The 16,425-nt window shown below is 68.7% G+C and carries 16 protein-coding genes; 9 read left to right on the forward strand and 7 right to left on the reverse strand.

Annotated features, from left to right (window positions below; all coding sequences use genetic code 11):
* Positions 1-109 precede the first annotated feature (109 nt).
* Both ACG83_RS42900 and ACG83_RS42905 read right to left on the reverse strand, forming a co-directional pair.
* Positions 110-850, reverse strand: a complete 741-nt coding sequence (locus tag ACG83_RS42900; protein WP_083473568.1) for a GntR family transcriptional regulator — start codon at positions 848-850, stop codon at positions 110-112.
* 492 nt (positions 851-1,342) lie between these two features.
* Positions 1,343-1,735, reverse strand: coding sequence for a tyrosine-type recombinase/integrase (locus ACG83_RS42905; protein WP_083473569.1), 393 nt, complete (start codon positions 1,733-1,735; stop codon positions 1,343-1,345).
* A 2-nt stretch (positions 1,736-1,737) separates the two neighbouring features.
* Here ACG83_RS42905 and ACG83_RS25990 point away from each other — a divergent pair, with 2 nt between their 5' ends.
* The gene (locus ACG83_RS25990) at positions 1,738-2,292 is read left to right on the forward strand and encodes an NYN domain-containing protein (RefSeq protein ID WP_235498185.1); all 555 of its coding nucleotides are present in this window, start codon (positions 1,738-1,740) and stop codon (positions 2,290-2,292) included.
* A gap of 340 nt (positions 2,293-2,632) precedes the next feature.
* Here ACG83_RS25990 and ACG83_RS25995 read toward each other — a convergent pair whose 3' ends face one another.
* Positions 2,633-3,886 carry a cell wall metabolism sensor histidine kinase WalK gene (locus tag ACG83_RS25995; RefSeq protein ID WP_054568869.1) on the reverse strand — a complete coding sequence of 418 codons (1,254 nt, stop codon included), beginning with the start codon at positions 3,884-3,886 and terminating at the stop codon, positions 2,633-2,635.
* Positions 3,883-4,542: a response regulator transcription factor gene (locus ACG83_RS26000; protein WP_116437496.1), complete on the reverse strand. Its 660-nt coding sequence runs from the start codon at positions 4,540-4,542 to the stop codon at positions 3,883-3,885. Before ACG83_RS26000 ends, ACG83_RS25995 begins: the two co-directional genes overlap by 4 nt.
* 170 nt (positions 4,543-4,712) lie before the next feature.
* Between ACG83_RS26000 and ACG83_RS26005 the strand changes: the two genes are divergently transcribed.
* Genes ACG83_RS26005 through ACG83_RS26020 form a run of 4 tightly spaced genes read left to right on the forward strand, consistent with a single transcriptional unit; the run spans position 4,713 to position 8,434 of the window.
* Complete coding sequence (locus tag ACG83_RS26005) at positions 4,713-5,216, forward strand: hypothetical protein (RefSeq protein ID WP_054568870.1); 504 nt, start codon at positions 4,713-4,715, stop codon at positions 5,214-5,216.
* 46 nt (positions 5,217-5,262) lie between these two features.
* Positions 5,263-6,432, forward strand: a complete 1,170-nt coding sequence (locus tag ACG83_RS26010) for a peptidoglycan-binding protein (RefSeq protein ID WP_235498186.1) — start codon at positions 5,263-5,265, stop codon at positions 6,430-6,432.
* A complete protein-coding gene (locus tag ACG83_RS26015) occupies positions 6,429-7,136 on the forward strand; it encodes an ABC transporter ATP-binding protein (RefSeq protein ID WP_083473570.1) in 708 nt (235 codons plus the stop codon). The genes ACG83_RS26010 and ACG83_RS26015 overlap by 4 nt, the downstream gene beginning before the upstream one ends.
* Positions 7,133-8,434 (forward strand): ABC transporter permease, encoded by a 1,302-nt coding sequence (locus tag ACG83_RS26020; protein ID WP_369812911.1) that lies wholly within the window; start codon positions 7,133-7,135, stop codon positions 8,432-8,434. Before ACG83_RS26015 ends, ACG83_RS26020 begins: the two co-directional genes overlap by 4 nt.
* A 67-nt stretch (positions 8,435-8,501) precedes the next feature.
* On the opposite strand, the gene ACG83_RS26025 is transcribed toward ACG83_RS26020, so the two are convergent.
* The 3 genes from ACG83_RS26025 to ACG83_RS26035 form a co-directional block, all read right to left on the reverse strand.
* On the reverse strand, positions 8,502-8,981 hold the full coding sequence (locus ACG83_RS26025) for a MarR family winged helix-turn-helix transcriptional regulator (RefSeq protein WP_054568872.1): 480 nt from the start codon (positions 8,979-8,981) through the stop codon (positions 8,502-8,504).
* A gap of 93 nt (positions 8,982-9,074) precedes the next feature.
* Positions 9,075-10,556, reverse strand: a complete 1,482-nt coding sequence (locus ACG83_RS26030; protein ID WP_235498187.1) for an MFS transporter — start codon at positions 10,554-10,556, stop codon at positions 9,075-9,077.
* Between the two features lie 252 nt (positions 10,557-10,808).
* A complete protein-coding gene (locus ACG83_RS26035) occupies positions 10,809-11,240 on the reverse strand; it encodes a nitroreductase/quinone reductase family protein (protein WP_054568874.1) in 432 nt (143 codons plus the stop codon).
* Between the two features lie 436 nt (positions 11,241-11,676).
* On the opposite strand from ACG83_RS26035, the gene ACG83_RS26040 reads away from it, so the two are divergent.
* From ACG83_RS26040 to ACG83_RS26055, 4 genes are all read left to right on the forward strand, one after another.
* The gene (locus ACG83_RS26040; RefSeq protein ID WP_054568875.1) at positions 11,677-12,939 is read left to right on the forward strand and encodes an amidohydrolase family protein; all 1,263 of its coding nucleotides are present in this window, start codon (positions 11,677-11,679) and stop codon (positions 12,937-12,939) included.
* Between the two features lie 305 nt (positions 12,940-13,244).
* Entirely contained in the window at positions 13,245-14,546 is a 1,302-nt protein-coding gene (locus ACG83_RS26045) for an acyl-CoA dehydrogenase family protein (RefSeq protein ID WP_054568876.1), read from the forward strand.
* Positions 14,543-15,565, forward strand: a complete 1,023-nt coding sequence (locus ACG83_RS26050; RefSeq protein ID WP_054568877.1) for a phosphotransferase family protein — start codon at positions 14,543-14,545, stop codon at positions 15,563-15,565. Before ACG83_RS26045 ends, ACG83_RS26050 begins: the two co-directional genes overlap by 4 nt.
* A complete protein-coding gene (locus tag ACG83_RS26055; RefSeq protein WP_054568878.1) occupies positions 15,562-16,353 on the forward strand; it encodes an enoyl-CoA hydratase-related protein in 792 nt (263 codons plus the stop codon). The genes ACG83_RS26050 and ACG83_RS26055 overlap by 4 nt, the downstream gene beginning before the upstream one ends.
* Positions 16,354-16,425 lie beyond the last annotated feature (72 nt).

Here is a 16,425-nt window from a genome sequence, read left to right on the forward strand (position 1 = left end):
ACCCTTCGAAAGAGAGCGACTGTCTCGCTCGGTACCGTAATAGTACACGGTGCTCTAGTACACTGTCAACATAGTTGGAGGGTAGCCTCTCGACTACCCTCCGTGCCGCCTATGCAGGAAGATCGTACTCGTACGCAGCCGGTCGACCGGGTACGGAAACGTACTCTCCGTACTCAATCACCTCACCGCTCTGGTCAAACAGCCAGTTTTCGCCCGCCCGAACGGGAGAGCCACCATCAACCCCAAGGGCTGCAGCTTCGCCCGAGGTGGCCGCCCTAGCGTCAACCAGCTCCTTGCCGGACACGACCGTCCGTCCTGCCATACTCTCGATATAGGCAGGTGTTCCACCCTGGATACGCTCCGACTCAAGAAGCTTCGGAGCGGTAGCAGCCAAGCCGCCATCGAACCACGAGACCGAAGTCTCCACTGGAACGTCATCACGATACGTAACACGTTCACGCCTAATGGCGTCCGACCCCTCCGAAAGGCCTAGCGCACTAGCGACCCGAGCGGGAGCCGGAACCACGGTCGCAGCGACGATGCGCGCATACTCGTTTTGAGGATAGATCTTGCCGGCCACCCTCATTGCGATAAATCGATCGCGCGGACCACTTCCAGCCAGTGTACTCACAACAGTTCCAATCCCGGGAATCGTTCGAACGAGCCCTTCCGACTGAAGGGTGGCAATCACCTTAGTGGCCGTCGCGTTCGAGATTCGCCACTCCTGAGAAATCTTCCGAACAGATGGAACCGGATCCCCCTCCCCTAGTTCGCCGGACACGATTCTTGCCTTGATATCTTCTGCCACTTGACGAAAAGGCGGCAGCTCACGCCGAACTTCCGGAGCCATCCGTCCCACCTCCCTTGGACTAGACCAGTACCCAGTACCTCCCATACTACACCGTGCCCTAGGACACCAATCACCATGCGATCACCTGCGACGTCACCGTCATGTCACTCTGCGCCACCCCACATGTCAACCGGGGGGTGTGCCAACTTTCCTTACTTGTTCAAGGCGGGGGGCTGACGCCCCCCCGCAGGAGCCCCGCGCCGCGCACGCCGCGCCGAGCAGGGCCCCAGTCGGTTCGCCGCGCGACACGGGGCCCCGCCTCCCTCCGGTCGGCACCCCGTGGCGCGTCGACCGCCGACCCCATTCGGCGCGTCGGCACGTCGCAGGGCACCCGCGAACGAGCCATGATCGAAGTCAGCCGATCGTCAGCACGACCGTCAGCACCAGCCGTCACCGGTCGACACGGGACCACATGAAGACCACGCCAGGCGACACCGGAAGTCACGCAAAACGCCCACATGTCGCGGAAGCGCAGTGTTTGCAAGGCAGGGGTTAGGGGTTCAAGTCCCCTCGTCTCCACTCGCTGGCTGCTCGCCGGCCTCTGGTCGGCTTCGCCGAGGTTGGATGTCTGCCCGGGGGGCGACCCCCGGACCCCCGAGTGTCGGGCTTCGCCCGACCTGGCGGGGCCGGGATGATCGTTATGTGGCCAACCGTGTAGCCAAGCCGCTTCAGCGGTGCTCCCCGCCTGGTGTCCACAGCCGTCCTGCGGAGGAAGTCGTCTATGGCCTCGGCGGCGGCGTGCAGACGTTCGGGGAGCGTGTGGCCGTAGCGCTCCATCGTCATCTGGGATGTTGTGTGCCCGAGGATCTCCATTGCGGTCCGAGGTTCGACGCCGGCGGCGAGGAGGAACGTCGCGCAGGCGTGGCGAAGATCGTGAAGCCGCAGCCATGGGAGGTCAGCCCGACCGCGGAACTGTTCGACGCGACCAGGAGATCTACCTGCGGGCGCTGCGCGCCGGCGGCGCCGTCGACGAGATCACGAAGGGCCGGTACATCACCAAGGTCGTCCGGGCGCCGCTGGCGGTGGCCGGCCCGAACGGCCAGGCGAACCTGACCAGGTCGGGATGGCCGGTGATGATCCAGGACTCGGCTGGTCAGCCGGTTCGCGACGCTGTCTTCCTGGTCTCGGTCGCTCAGCGGGAGGAGAAGGGATCCGACGTCAATGTTGCCTCCCACCTCCTGCTCGACCTGCTGCACAAGCGGATCGCCGCCGCCATCGTGATCAGCAACGACAGCGATCTCGCCTTTCCTGTGGCGCAGGCCCGCGACCTCGTACCCGTCGGAGTCATCAACCCCAGCAAGGGCTACACCGCCGGTGCGCTGCGAGGAGTGCCGGACACCGGTGTTGGCCGGCACTGGTGGTACAATCTGCGCGCGGTCGACCTCACCGTGGCGCAGCTGCCGGTCCAGATCGGCACGATCAGCCGACCTCCCGGTTGGTAGACACGGCGATGGTGGGCCCGGCTTTGACACCGGGCCTACCGCATGCGAGCCTAGGCGTCTAGCCCACCCGGCCCCCTCGCGGGCCGGGTTTTTTCGTGCGCGGGCCGGCTCTACGACCTCATAGCCTGGACTGTCGCCTCCGAGGACGTGTCCCCCAGCCAACCTCCCATTGATCGCTCCGCGTGCGAGAACGAGCGAACGACCTGACCGCCGGGCCGCCTCCTCGCGTAGGTCAGGCATGCCCGCCTGCGGCAGGCATGCGCCGATGTGGTGCTGCCTCGGTCGGATGTGCGGGCACGGCGAGGTGACCAGGCGCTTAGGTGCTCAGTGCATCGGAGGATCACGGCGTTGTCCCGGCTGGGCCATCACCGGATGTAGATGCTGCCGGGAATGTGATGCGCAGGTCCAGTCCGCCGTCCTGCCTGGGGAGAGCGATGATCCGTGCGTGATGGCTGTCGGCGATGGCCTTGACGATCGTGAGACCGAGGCCGAACCCCCGACGGCCTGCGTCCCGTGTTCGGTCGGGCCGTCCGCGCCGGAAGGGTTCGAAGAGGCCGTTCACGTCATGGGCGAGCAGCAGCGGGCCGCTGTTCGCGATGGCCAGGTACATCTGGCCGGTGCCGGTGCCGGTGCCGGTGCCGGTGCCGGTGCCGATCTCGATCCAGCCGCCCGGAACATTGTGATTGACCGCGTTCTCGACCAGATTGCGGACGAGTTGGTGGAGCAGGATGGGATCGCCGAGCACCGGAGCGGTAGCCAGGTCGGCGGTGATCCGGGCGCTGGTCAGGGTGTCCGTGTTGGTGTGGGCGAGAACGTCGGCCGCGACGTCGGCTAGATCGACGGGGATCGGTTCGGTGAGTTCGTTGCCTCCGTCGGCGAGGGTCAGGAGCCGGTCGACGAGATCGGTGTTCCTGGTGTTGATGGCCAGCAGGCGGTCGGCGAAGTGGACGATGTCGGGGTGAGCGGTCGCCTTGGTCGCTTCGAGCTCGATCACGGCACGTTCCAGCGCGAGCGGGGTCCGCAGTTCGTGGGAGGCGCTTGCGACGAAGCGGCGCTGGCCATCGAAGGCGTGGTCGAGGGTTTCGAGCATGGCGTCGAAGGCATTGGCTAGCCGTCTGATGTCGTCGCTGTGTCCGGTCAGCGCGATCCGCTGGCTAAGGTCGCGGTGCCGGCCGGTGGACCGTGCGATCTGCTCGGCGGTGGCGGTGATGGCATCGAGTGGTCGCAGGCCGCGGCCGGCGATGATCCAGCCGGTGCCCGCGGTGGCGAGGCCTATGGCGAGGACGATGCCGCTTCCCCGAACGAGCAGTGTGTCGAGGGCGGCATTCCTGATCCTTTCCTCGTTGCCTCTGATCTGCTCGGCGAGGTCGTCGAGGCTGATTCGGCTCCCGCTGGGTGCGGTGATGGTCGCTTCGCCCGCCTGGCCGGCCCGCTGTCGAAGAGCGGCGATGCGGAAGTCGGAGTCCCCGGTGAGCTCGGCGTCGAGGCGGGCCTGGACGACCAGGTAGAGCAGCGTGAGGATGACCGCTCCGGCGAGGATCGACAGCGCGCCGTAGAGAATGGTGAGACGGGCGCGCAGGCTCAGGCTGTTCACGGTATGCGGTAACCGGCCGCCGGCAGTGTTTCGATCAGTTGTGGTGTGCCGAGCTTGCGGCGCAGTTTCATCACCGTCATGCGGACGGTGTTGGTGAAGGGATCGATGTTCTCGTCCCAGACCTTCTCCAGCAGTTGCTCAGCGGACAGAACACCGCCGGCGGCGCGGAGCAGTTCGACCAGGACCGCGTACTCCTTGTTCGTCAGAGTGACGAAATGGCCGTCTCGAGTGACGGTCCGGCTGGCCTGATCCACACGTAGGCCGGCGCGTTCGAGAATCGGAGCGGCGGCCGGCGCGGTGCGGCGGGCGAGAGCGTGCACGCGGGCGGACAACTCGGCCAGCGCGAACGGCTTCACGAGGTAGTCGTCGGCGCCGATCGCGAGCCCTTCGACCCGGGCGCGGACCGCCGAGGCGGCGGTAAGCATCAGGACCCGCGTTGATCGTCGGGCGGCGACGATCGCGCGGCAGACCTCATCGCCGTGCACGACGGGCAGGTCCCGGTCCAGAACGACGACGTCGTAGTCGTGAGTGGCGCATTTCTCCAGCGCCTCTTCGCCGTCGTAGGCCACGTCGACGGCGAACGACTCGCGTGTCAACGCCTCGCAGAGCGCACCGGCGAGCTCTGGTTCGTCCTCCACGACCATCACCCGAACCATCTGGTTTCCCCCTTCGCCTCGTCTGCGCCCCGGTGCGGTGCCCGTTCAGCATGGCGCCGCGGGCATAACCGTCGGATAACGAGCGGCCGCCGACGTTACGGCCTGGTTATCCGCGATGCCGTCCACTGAGCGCCGTAGTCGATATCGCTCAACCACGACGGAGGACACGGATGATCAGGACCACACTTCCGCTGGCAGTGGTGGCCACCGGCCTGAGCCTGGTGGTCATGGGGTTGGCCGGTTGCGGCTCCGGCGGTGGCGCGGCGCCGGTCGGGACGGTGTCCGGTGCCGGTGGCACTGGGGCACCGACGGTACAGACGTATGCACAGTGCATGCGCGACCACGACGTCGACATGGCTGACCCGGACCCGTCCACGGGAGTTCCGCAGTTCGGGGAGGGCGTCGACCCGAACAGTCCGGCCGTGAAGCAGGCGCTGGCCGCCTGCCAGGATCGGCTGCCCGCCGGCAGCCGGGGAGAACCGAACGACGCCGACCTCGGCGCCTATGTGGCCTTTGCGCAGTGCATGCGCGACAACGGCCTGCCGGGCTTCCCCGACCCCCAGCCCGGCTCGGCCGGCGGTCTGTTCGCCGGCGCGGACGTCGACCGCGACGACCCGGCGTTCCAGCAGGCGGCCCAGCAGTGCCAGGACATCCTCGACAACGCAGGCGCGTGACATGGCCGGGACCGGGCCAGGAGAGACCAGAACCAGTGAGACTTCCGTGACCGCCCCGCCGGCGGCTGTCGGGCGCAGGGCGGGCGGCCCGGATGTGCCCAGCGGGGCTTGGACACGGGCGGTGGTCGCACCGCTGGCTAGGAGATCGCTACGGCGCCTGCGGCGCCGCCGGCACCTGCTCGCCCTGGCAGGGGCGGGGGCGGGGGCCGTCACGCTGATCGCCGCTGCCGCGGTGGGCTTCGGTGGCAGCTCGTCGCCGCCGACCGGGCCGCTTCCCGCGGCGACCGCGGTGGTCCTACGCACGACCCTGACCCAGACCCAGCAGGTCGGTGGTCTGATCTCCTACGGCGAGCCGGTCGGACTCGTCGCGCAGCAACAGTCCGGAGTCCTCACCTGGATCGCTGCCCCGGGCACGACGGTGAAGATCGGCCAACCCGTGTACACGGTCGACAGCAGGCCGGTCATTCTCCTGCACGGCACCGCGACGCCGTACCGGACACTGGCCACGGGCACCTTGGGCCCGGATGTGAAGGAGCTCGAGACCAGCCTGAAGAACCTGGGCTACACCGGTTTCACCGTCGACGAAACCTTCGACGCCGCCACCGCCTCGGCTGTGCGGGTGTGGCAGGCCAAAAGTGGTCTGCCTGTCACAGGCACCGTCCCGCCTGACCAGATCTTCGTCCACGACGGCGACATCCGAGTCGCCCTCCAGGTCATCCCGGCCGGCAGCCGCCTGGGCCTGCAACCCAATCAGCAGGTCATCACCTACAGCGGCGCCACACAGGTGGCATCGATCCCACTGGACGTTTCGCTGCAACATCTCGTCCACACCGGAGATCCGGCGACCGTCACCCTTCCGACGGGCCAGCGTCTCGACGGCACGGTCAGAAGCGTCGGCGCCGTCGCACAGACCATCGAGGAGCAGGACAAGACCTTCATCACCGTGATCGTGTCGTTCGACGATCCCTCCGCGCTCGCCGGAGGCTTCGACTCGTCGCCGGTGACATTGGCAATCGTCACCGGGCAGCGGGCGAACGTGCTGACTGTTCCGATTACCGCGCTCCTGGCGAACCCCGATGGCGGGTACGCCGTCCAGGCGGTCCGGGACGGACGGCTGACGTTCGTGCCAGTGACGATCGGCATGTTCGCGGGCGGCAAGGTCGAGATCAGCGGAGCCGAGATCAGCGAAGGCCTCACCGTGCGGGTCGCCCAGTGAGCGCCGTGGTTGCCATCGTCGTCCTCGACCGGGTGTCCAGGTCCTTTGGCACGGTCAGCGCGCTGGCCGACGTCAGCCTGCGGATCAACGAGGGCGAGCTTGTCGGGATCGTCGGGCCGTCCGGGTCGGGCAAGTCGACGATGCTCCACCTGCTCGGCACCCTCGACCGGCCGACGACGGGAACCGTGACCGTCGACGGCCAACCGGTCCACGCGCTGAGTGACGACCAGCGTTCGGCGCTACGCGCGCAACGCATCGGGTTCATCTTCCAGCAGTTCCACCTCGCCTCGGGCGTGCCGGCGCTGGACAACGTGGCTGATGGGCTGTTGTACACCGGCGTGCGCCGTCCGGAACGGCTCGAACGTGCACGCGCCGCCCTTGACCGGGTTGGTCTCGGCCACCGGGTCCACCACCGGCCGCACCAACTGTCCGGCGGCGAACGCCAACGTGTCGCAATCGCCCGCGCTGTCGTCGGCGAGCCCGCACTGCTGCTTGCCGACGAACCCACCGGCAACCTCGACTCCTCGTCCGGATCAGAGGTGATGGCCCTGCTACAACAGCTCCGCTCCGCCGGAACCACCGTCGTGATCATCACGCATGACCGCGACATCGCCGCCGCCCTGCCACGACGCATCGAGATGCGGGACGGCCACAAAGTCGGCGACAGCGGAGACATCCGGACACCTCAGGGAGCCCGTGCATGACCGCCACCCGATCAACGACTGATGCGTCTACCCGGGGCGGCATCCTGGCGACGGACAGGACCGGACATGTGACCCACCGGGGGCTGGTGCCGGACGCCACCCTGGTCCTGCGCCCGGTCCGGCTCACCGCGCCGGACCTCATCCGCGTCGGCTCCTCCGGACTTCGCTCCCGACCGATGCGTGTCGCACTGTCCGCCCTGGGCATCGCGATCGGCATCGCGGCCATGATCTCGGTAATCGGTATCTCCTCCTCGAGCCGGGAGGCCTTCCACCGCCAGATCGCCGCACTTGGTACCAACCTGCTCACTGTCAGTCCCGGCCAGAGCCTCTTCGGCGACCAGGCGCACCTCCCGACCGAGGCAGTCGCGATGATCGGCGCGATCGGCCACGTCGAGTCGATCAGTGCCACCGGCCTGGTGCCGGACGCCAAGGTCTATCGCAACGACCACATCCCGGCCGCGGAATCCGGCGGTATCGCCGTGCTGGCAACCAGGCTGGACCTGCCTCACACCGTCGGGGCCGACATCGTCGCCGGCACCTACCTCAACGAGGCGACCCAGCACTATCCCGCCGTGGTCCTCGGATCGGACGCAGCAGCCCACCTGGGCGTCGACTCGACCGGACCGGACCAGCAGATCCACCTCGGTGGCCAGTGTTTCACCGTCGTCGGCATCCTCGCCCCCGTCGGCCTCGCCCCCGAACTCGACCGCGCCGCCCTCGTCGGCTGGCCCGTCGCCGCCGACCTGCTCGGCTTCGACAGCTTCCCGACCACCCTGTACACCCGCACAGACCCCGGGAACGTCGAGGCCGTACAGACGTTGCTCGCCCGTACCGCCAACCCGACCGCCCCCAACGAGGTCGACGTCTCACGTCCTTCCGACGCCCTCGCCGCACAGCACGCGGCCGACTCCACCCTCGGCGGGCTCCTGCTCGGCCTCGGGTCAGTCGCACTGCTCGTCGGCGGCATCGGGGTCGCGAACACCATGGTCATCTCAGTACTCGAACGACGAGGCGAGATAGGACTTCGCCGCGCGCTCGGCGCCACCCGCGGGGACATCCGAAACCAGTTCCTCGCCGAGGCGCTTCTCCTGTCCGCCCTCGGCGGGATCACGGGTCTCATCCTCGGCACCGGCGTCACCACGTGCTACGCCACCATTCAAGCCTGGCCTACCGTCGTCCCGTCCTGGGCGATGCTCCTCGCCGTCAGCGCCACCATCGTCATCGGCGCGGCCGCCGGGATCTACCCCGCCACCCGCGCCTCCCGCCTCCAACCCACCGAAGCACTCACCGCGCCCTGAGACACCAGGGCACCGGGACGCTGACGAACGGCGCCGCGTCGCAGGGCCGCCTACCTGGCGGCGCCGACTACCTGGTGGCGCCGGCCCGGTCGGGCAGCGAATTCTCGATCCGGTGCTGGATGCTGCGGTTGAGGCGGCTCAACGAGCGGACGAGTTCGCTGATCTCGGTGGGGTCCCAGTCGGTGAGGACCCGCTCCAGGCCGCGTACCGACCATGAGCGGTGCTGGTCAAGCCGTTCCCTGCCGTGCGGGGTGAGCCGGAACATCCGCGCCATTCCACCGGCGGGGTCGAGGATGCGCTCGACGAGCCCGGCGCGCAGCATGGCCGCGGTCTGCCGGTTCACGGTGGACGCGTTGAGCCGGAAGGTCTCGGCCAGCTGCCCGATGGACTGTGGGCCCGCGCTCTCGAGCCGGCCCATGAGGAGATACGCACTGCGTTCCAGCTGTTGGCTGCCCGGATCCCAGCCACCGGCGAACGCTCCCATCGACGGGTGACGCGTCAGGAGCACAAGCTCGTGTTCGAGCTGGGCGATCTCCCGTTCACTCAATTCCCGTCTCCTCCTTCGGCCGACAGACAGGCCACCCGCAGGTGTGCCGCCTTCCTATCAATGTGCCGCTTCACAGGCGATTCAATGCGCCGCTTAACGGGTGATCGGAGCAGGCGCCGCCACCGGGGCCGCGGCCGGAGCGGAAGCTGCGGCGGCGGCCGGGACGGGGGTTTCGGGGACGGGGGCTTGCAGCCTCGGGATGGCCAGCTCCACGAGCGCGGCCAGGGCCGCGCTGCCGGCGCAGATCGCCAGGCACACCCGGATGCCGTTCTCCGCCGGGACGGCAGTCGTGCCGATCCTGATCGTCATCTGGCCGAGAACGAGGCCCACCACCGTGCTGGCGGTGGACGTCCCCAGCGAGCGGGCCAGGGAGTTGAGGCCGTTGGCCGCGGCCGTCGCCGACCGGGGCACCGACCTCATGATCAGGGTCGGTGTGGCGGCGTAGGCGAAGCCGACGCCGGCGCTGTTCACGATGCCGAACAGCGTGACGCCCCAGGCGGTGCCGATGAGAAGCTGCGCCAGGACGTTGCCGAAGCAGATGATCATAGTGCCCAGCAGCAGGCAGGTCCTGGGCCCGCGGGCCTGCGCCAGCCGCGCGGCGAACGGTGAGACCGTCATCATCGCCAGGCCTCCGGGCGCCATCAGCAGCCCGGCCTCGAGCATGGACAGCCCCTGCCCGTAGCCGGTGGCGGTGGGCAGCTGAAGCATCTGAGGCCCGAGCAGACTCGTGGAGTACATCGCGAAGCCGACGACGATGGTCGCGAGGTTGGTCATCAGCACCGGGCGGCGGGCGCTGGTGCGCAGGTCCACGATGGGTGACGGGGCACGCAGCTCCCAGGTGCCCCAGAGCACCAGTACGGTCAGTGAGCCGACGAAGAGGCACAGGACGGTTGCGCTCGTCCAGCCCCACTCGGCGCCCTTGGAGATCGCGAGCAGCAACGCGACCAGCCCCACGGACAGGCCGACGGCCCCCTTGGCGTCGAACCGCTGCCGAACGCGGACGGGGGACTCGGGCACCACCCTGGCGATCAGTACCGCGACGAGGGCCGACAGCGCGGCGGCGAACCAGAACAGCGCGTGCCAGCCCAGATGCTGGGCGATGACCGCGGACAGCGGCAGGCCCAGCGCGCCACCCACACCGAGCGACGAGCTCATCAGCGCGACCGCTCGCCCGAGCCGTTCGGGTGGCAGGACGTCCCGCATGATGCTCATGCCGAGCGGGATGAGCGAGATACCCAGGCCCTGCAGAACTCGTCCGACGATCACGGGTGCCAGTGACGAGCTCAGCGCGCACACCAGGGAGCCCGCCGACACGGACAGCAGGGCGACCAGCATCAGCCGGCGCTTGCCGTAGAGATCGCCGAGCCGGCCGAGCAGCGGGGTCGCGACGGCCGAGGTGAGCAGCGTCGCGGTGATCACCCAGGAGGTGTTGGAGACGCTGGTGTCGAGCAGCTCCGGCAGCCGTGGGATCAGCGGTATGACCAGGGTCTGCATCAGCGAGACCATGATTCCGGCGCCGGCGAGGACGCCCACGACACCGCGGCCGACCGGGGGCGTGCTGGCAGGAGTGCTCACCGGGACCAGCTCCGTTCGTATGACCCTGACCATGGACGCGGTGCCTGTGCGCGGATGTGCACTATGCATGAGTAGCGCAGAGTGCAGGTGCCGTGCATTGTGCATGTGTCGTGCGACACGCATGTGCTGCCGACGTCGAGTCCAGGTGCGGTGCCCCGCCGAAGCTGACGGGGCACCGGGTTCAGTTCGGCGTGGAGCCGGTTCTGAAGTGGAGCTGGTTCTGGGGTGGGGCTGGGTGGGGCCGCCGTCCGGTCAGGCGCCCTTGGTGGGGACGAGCGCGACGACCGGTATGACCCGGGACGTCAGCTCCTGGTAGTGCTCGAACTGCGGGTTACGCGCCGCCTGGCGCTTGTAGATCGAGCTGCGCTCGCCGCCGTGCAGCTCGATGGCGGTCACCTGCAGCACCTGGCCGTCGACCTCGATGGTGGCGGCCGGGTTGGCCCGCAACTGGCCCAGCCAGCTGGGATCCTCGTCGGCGCCGTCGTTGGCGGCGAAGACGTAGTAGCGGCCCTTGTCGAGGTAGAAGTTCAGCGGGCACACGTGCGGTGACCCGTCCGGCTCGGGGCCGCTGTCCAGGAGCAGCAGTGTGGCGCCCTCGAAGAGGCCCGCAGGTCGGCCCCCGTTGGCCCGGAACTCCTCGATGAATTCCTTGATCTCCTGCGCGCTGTACATCTTCCTGCTCATCAGCCCGCCTCTGCGTGGATGCCGATCCCTGACGCGGTGTCGGGATCTTCGGAGAAAAGCACCCTGGTTACGTCCCGGACCCAGGCCACCACCGTGCGACGTTCTTCACGTGGTGGGCGCGGCGCACGGCGCCTCGGCGGTGCCTTTACGGCGCCTGATCGATGGCGCCCGCGCGGCCGGTGGGTCACTGTTGGAGATGGATGGCGACCTGGCCGGCCGGCCGGACGGGGATCGGCGGGGGAATCGGTCGGCTTTCCGTCGCGCCGGGCTGGCATGACGCATCGACACAATGCGACTACGGGACGCATATTCCATGCCGGTGCTGGCCGGTTTCGCGGGTTTCCTGGCCGACTGTGCGGAGACGGTCAGGAGCGGGGAGCGTAGAAGTAATGGTGTGGTCGGGAGCACACTCCCGGACGGGAGGTCGAGGAGGCCCATGAACATCGACGACATGATCCTGGTGAGCATCGACGACCACGTGGTCGAGCCGCCCGACATGTTCAAGAACCACGTTCCGGCGAAGCTCGCCGACCAGGCGCCGCATGTCGTGCGCAACGACAAGGGCGTCGACCAGTGGATCTACCAGGGTCGGGTCACCGGTGTCAGCGGCCTGAACGCCGTCGTCTCCTGGCCCGCCGAGGAGTGGGGCAAGGACCCGGCCGGGTTCGCGGAGATGCGCCCGGGTGTGTACGACATCCATGACCGGGTGCGGGACATGGACCGCAACGGCATTCTGGCCTCGATGTGCTTCCCGACCTTCGCGGGGTTCTCGGCCGGGCACCTGAACCACTACAAGACCGACACCACCGTCACCATGATCCAGGCGTACAACAACTGGCACATCGACGAGTGGGCCGGCACCTACCCGGGCCGGTTCATCCCGCTCGCGCTGCTGCCCACCTGGGACCCGCAGCTGATGGTGAACGAGATCCGCCGCGTCGCCGCCAAGGGCTGCCGCGCGGTCACCATGCCGGAGCTGCCGCACCTGGAAGGGCTGCCCAGCTACCACAACGAGGAGTTCTGGGCGCCGGTGTTCAAGGCGCTGGTGGACACGGACATGGTGATGTGCCTGCACATCGGCACCGGGTTCGGTGCGCTGAAGCTGGCACCCGACGGCCCGATCGACAACCTGATCATCCTGGCCTGCCAGATCTCCTCGCTGGCCGTGCAGGACCTGCTGTGGGGCCCGGCGATGCGCAACTACCCGGGCCTGAAGTTCGCCTTCTCCGAGGGCGGCATCGGCTGGATCCCGTTCTACCTCGACCGCTGCGACCGCCACTACACCAACCAGAAGTGGCTGCGCCGCGACTTCGGTGGCCGGCTGCCCAGCGAGGTGTTCCGCGAGCACTCACTGGCCTGCTACGTCACCGACCCGACCTCCCTGAAGCTGCGCCGCGAGATCGGCATCGACAACATCGCCTGGGAATGCGACTACCCGCACTCCGACTCGATCTGGCCGGACGCGCCCGAGTTCGTCCTCAACGAGCTGAACGGGGCCGGGGCGACCGACGAGGAGATCAACAAGATCACCTGGGAGAACGCCTGCCGGTTCTTCAACTGGGACCCGTTCGCCGAGATCCCCCGCGAGCGGGCCACCGTCGGTGCCCGGCGCGCCATCGCGACGGACGTCGACACCGCCATCCGCTCCCGCAAGGAGTGGGCACGCCTCTTCGCGGAGAAGCAGGGCCAGAGCGCCTGAGCCAGGGCCAGAGCGCCTGGGCGAGGTAAGCGCCCAGCGCCCTGGCGAGGCAGCGAGTGCAGGGGGTCGCCGGTTGACCGGCGGCCCCCTTTCGCATGCCCGGCCACCCGCATGCCCGGCCACCCGCATGCCCGGCCACCCGCATGCCCGGCCACCCGCATGCCCGGCCACCCGCATGCCCGATCGCCGGCGGGCCGGCTGGCCGGCTGGCGGGACGTCGTGGAGGATCGAAGTTCCAGAACCTCGGAAGTTGTGTTCTGTACTGCGAGAACGCTATTCTGAGGGCGCCGAGAGGAGTGCCGACGATGGCGTGGGATTTCGAGACGGAGCCCGAGTACCAGGCCCAGCTCGACTGGGCGGACGAGTTCGTCCGCGAGGAGGTCGAGCCCCTGGATCTTGCCTGGCCGAACCTGCAGTTCGTACCGCCGGACGAGAACCTGCGGCGGGTCATCGATCCACTGCGGGCGCAGGTCAGAGAGCGGGGCCTGTGGGCCACGCATCTCGGCCCCGCGCTGGGCGGTCAGGGGCATGGGCAGCTGAAGCTGTCGCTGCTCAACGAGATCCTGGGCCGCTCCAGCTGGGCGCCGCTGATCTTCGGCTGCCAGGCGCCGGACACCGGTAACGCCGAGATCATCGCGCACTACGGCACGGAGGCGCAGAAGAAGCAGTACCTGCAGCCCCTGCTGGACGGTGAGTGCTTCTCGTCCTACTCGATGACCGAGCCGCAGGCCGGTTCGGACCCGACCCAGTTCACCTGCCGGGCGGAGAAGGACGGCGACGGCTGGGTCATCAACGGCTGGAAGTTCTTCTCCTCGAACGCCAGCACGGCCCGGTTCGTCATCGTCATGGTGGTCACCAACCCCGACGCGGGCGCCTACCGGGGCATGTCGATGTTCCTGATCCCGACGGACACGCCGGGCATCAACATCGTCCGCAATGTCGGGCTGCCGGGCGAGCCGCTGGGCGAGGGGCATCACGCTCTCATCCACTACGAGAACGTGCGGGTTCCCGACGACGCGCTGCTCGGCGGCGAGGGCCAGGCGTTCGCGATCGCCCAGACCCGCCTCGGTGGCGGGCGGATCCATCACGCCATGCGCACGATCGGCCTGGCGCAGAAGGCGCTGGACATGATGTGCGAGCGGGCGCTGAGCCGGCGCACCCAGGGCAGCCTGCTGGCCGACAAGCAGTTCGTCCAGGGCTTCATCGCCGACTCGTACGCCCAGCTCAAGCAGTTCCGGCTGCTCGTGATCCACACCGCGTGGGCGATCGACAAGCACAACGACTACCGCAAGGTCCGCAAGGACATCGCCGCCGTGAAGGTCGTGATGCCCGCGGTCCTGCACGACATCGCGTCGCGTTCGCTGCAGGTCCACGGCGCGCTGGGTGCCAGCAACGAGATGCCGTTCCACCAGATGGTGATGGGCTCGTACGTCATGGGCCTCGCCGACGGGCCGACCGAGGTGCACAAGGTCACCGTCGCCAAGCAGGTCCTGCGGGACTACAAGCCCAGCGACGACATCTGGCCCACCCAGCACCTGCCGAAGCGCCTCGCCGCGGCCAAGGAGAAGTACGCCGAGTTCCTGGACCACGAAGTGGGGAACCTGTGATCGACATCGACCGCCTCGCGACCTGGCTCGACGAGACCGGCCTGCCCGGCAAGGGTGAGCCGACCGAGGCCCGGTACGTCTCCGGCGGCACCCAGAACGAGATCTACGAGATCCGGCGCGGTGAGCTGCACGGCGCGCTGCGGATCCCGCCGGCGACGGCGCCCGCCAGCCGCGACGCCGGCATCCTGCGGGAGTGGCGCATCATCGAGGCCCTCGACGGGACGGACGTCCCGCACACCGAGGCCCTCGGCATGTGCGACGATCCCGCGGTTCTCGGCCGCACCTTCTACCTGATGGGCTTCGTCGACGGCTGGTCGCCGATGGACACCCGCGGCGCCTGGCCGGAGCCGTTCGCCTCCGACATCGAAGCCCGCAAGGGCCTGTCCTACCAGCTCGCCGAGGGCATCGCGCTGCTGTCCAAGGTGGACTGGCGGGCCAAGGGCCTGCACGACCTCGGCCGGCCCGACGGTTTCCACGAGCGGCAGGTCGACCGCTGGACGGCCTTCCTCGATCGGATCAAGAAGCGGGAGCTGCCCGGCTTCGACGTCGCCGCGAACTGGCTGCGCACCCACCGGCCGATCGACTTCGTCCCCGGGCTCATGCACGGCGACTACCAGTTCGCGAACGTCATGTTCCGGCACGGCGCGCCGGCGAAGCTGGCCGCGATCGTCGACTGGGAGATGGGGACGGTCGGCGACCCCAAGCTCGACTTGGCCTGGATGCTGCAGAGCTGGCCGGAAGACACCAGCTCACGCGAGCTGACCGGCAAGGGCTACGCGGACCTCTACGCCATGCCGACGAGGTCGCAGCTTCTCGCGCACTACGCGGAGGTTTCCGGCCGGCAGGTCGACGACTTCGACTACTACCTGATCCTCGCCAAGTTCAAGATCGCCATCGTGCTGGAGCAGGGCTTCCAGCGGGCGGGTGACGACGTGAAGCTGCAGTCGTTCGGGCCTGTCGTGCTGGGCGCGATGAAAGAGGCGGCAGACCTGGCCGAGACGACAGACTACCGGTCATGAGCGACACATCCGAGATCCTGCTGGAGCGCGTCGGCGCCGTCCTGGTCATCCGGCTCAACCGGCCGGAGGCGCGCAACGCGCTGACGCCCTCGCTCCTGAGCGCGATCGGCCTGGCGGTCATCGAGGCCGAGTCCGACCCCGAGATCCGGGCGGCGATCCTCACCGCCACCGGCGACCGGGCGTTCTGCGTGGGCATGGACCTGAAGGCCTTCACCAAGGGCGCCAGCTACGGCGGCGGCTCGGAGGAGGACAAGAAGGGCATGGAGGCCTTCGGCCGGCTGACGAAGGGGGAGGTGACGGTCCCCCTCATCGGCGCGGCGAACGGCACAGCGGTCGGTGGCGGCTTCGAGCTGCTGCTCTCCTGTGACCTGGTTGTGGCCTCGTCCGCGGCGAAGTTCGGCCTGCCCGAGGTGAAGCGGGGGCTGCTGGCCGCCGGTGGCGGCGCCGTCGCGATCGGCAGCCGGCTGCCGTTGGCGCTCGCGCTCGAGCTGACCCTCACCGGGGACCTGTTCGACGCGGCCCGCGCGCAGCAGCTCGGGCTCGTCAACACGGTGGTCGAGCCGGCACAGGTGCTCGAGGCGGCGCTCGCGCTCGCGGGGCGCGTCGCCGCCAACGGTCCGCTTGCCGTCGCGGCGACGAAGGAGATCGTCCGCGCCGCCGCGGCCGATCCCGCCCGTGGCCAGGAGCGGATGGCGCAGCTCTCACCGGCCGTCTTCGCCAGCGAGGACGCCAAGGAGGGCGCGATGGCGTTCATCGAGAAGCGCGAGCCCCAGTGGAAGGGACGCTGACCTTGCCGGAGGCCTTCGCCCGCATCCCATGCATCCCAGCCGCCCCCGCACCCGCACCCGCCCCAGCCCCCG

It is taken from the genome of Frankia sp. R43, from assembly GCF_001306465.1.
In the GTDB taxonomy this organism is placed as follows: domain Bacteria; phylum Actinomycetota; class Actinomycetes; order Frankiales; family Frankiaceae; genus Parafrankia; species Parafrankia irregularis.

Excerpts from the sequence above, each read along its gene's own strand:
- ACG83_RS42900 (WP_083473568.1), bottom strand. The coding sequence starts at position 850 with ATGGCTCCGGAAGTTCGGCGTGAGCTGCCGCCTTTTCGTCAAGTGGCA.
- ACG83_RS25990 (WP_235498185.1), top strand. The coding sequence starts at position 1,738 with ATGGGAGGTCAGCCCGACCGCGGAACTGTTCGACGCGACCAGGAGATC.
- ACG83_RS26000 (WP_116437496.1), bottom strand. The coding sequence starts at position 4,542 with ATGGTTCGGGTGATGGTCGTGGAGGACGAACCAGAGCTCGCCGGTGCG.
- ACG83_RS26005 (WP_054568870.1), top strand. The coding sequence starts at position 4,713 with ATGATCAGGACCACACTTCCGCTGGCAGTGGTGGCCACCGGCCTGAGC.
- ACG83_RS26020 (WP_369812911.1), top strand. The coding sequence starts at position 7,133 with ATGACCGCCACCCGATCAACGACTGATGCGTCTACCCGGGGCGGCATC.
- ACG83_RS26035 (WP_054568874.1), bottom strand. The coding sequence starts at position 11,240 with ATGAGCAGGAAGATGTACAGCGCGCAGGAGATCAAGGAATTCATCGAG.
- ACG83_RS26040 (WP_054568875.1), top strand. The coding sequence starts at position 11,677 with ATGAACATCGACGACATGATCCTGGTGAGCATCGACGACCACGTGGTC.
- ACG83_RS26045 (WP_054568876.1), top strand. The coding sequence starts at position 13,245 with ATGGCGTGGGATTTCGAGACGGAGCCCGAGTACCAGGCCCAGCTCGAC.
- ACG83_RS26055 (WP_054568878.1), top strand. The coding sequence starts at position 15,562 with ATGAGCGACACATCCGAGATCCTGCTGGAGCGCGTCGGCGCCGTCCTG.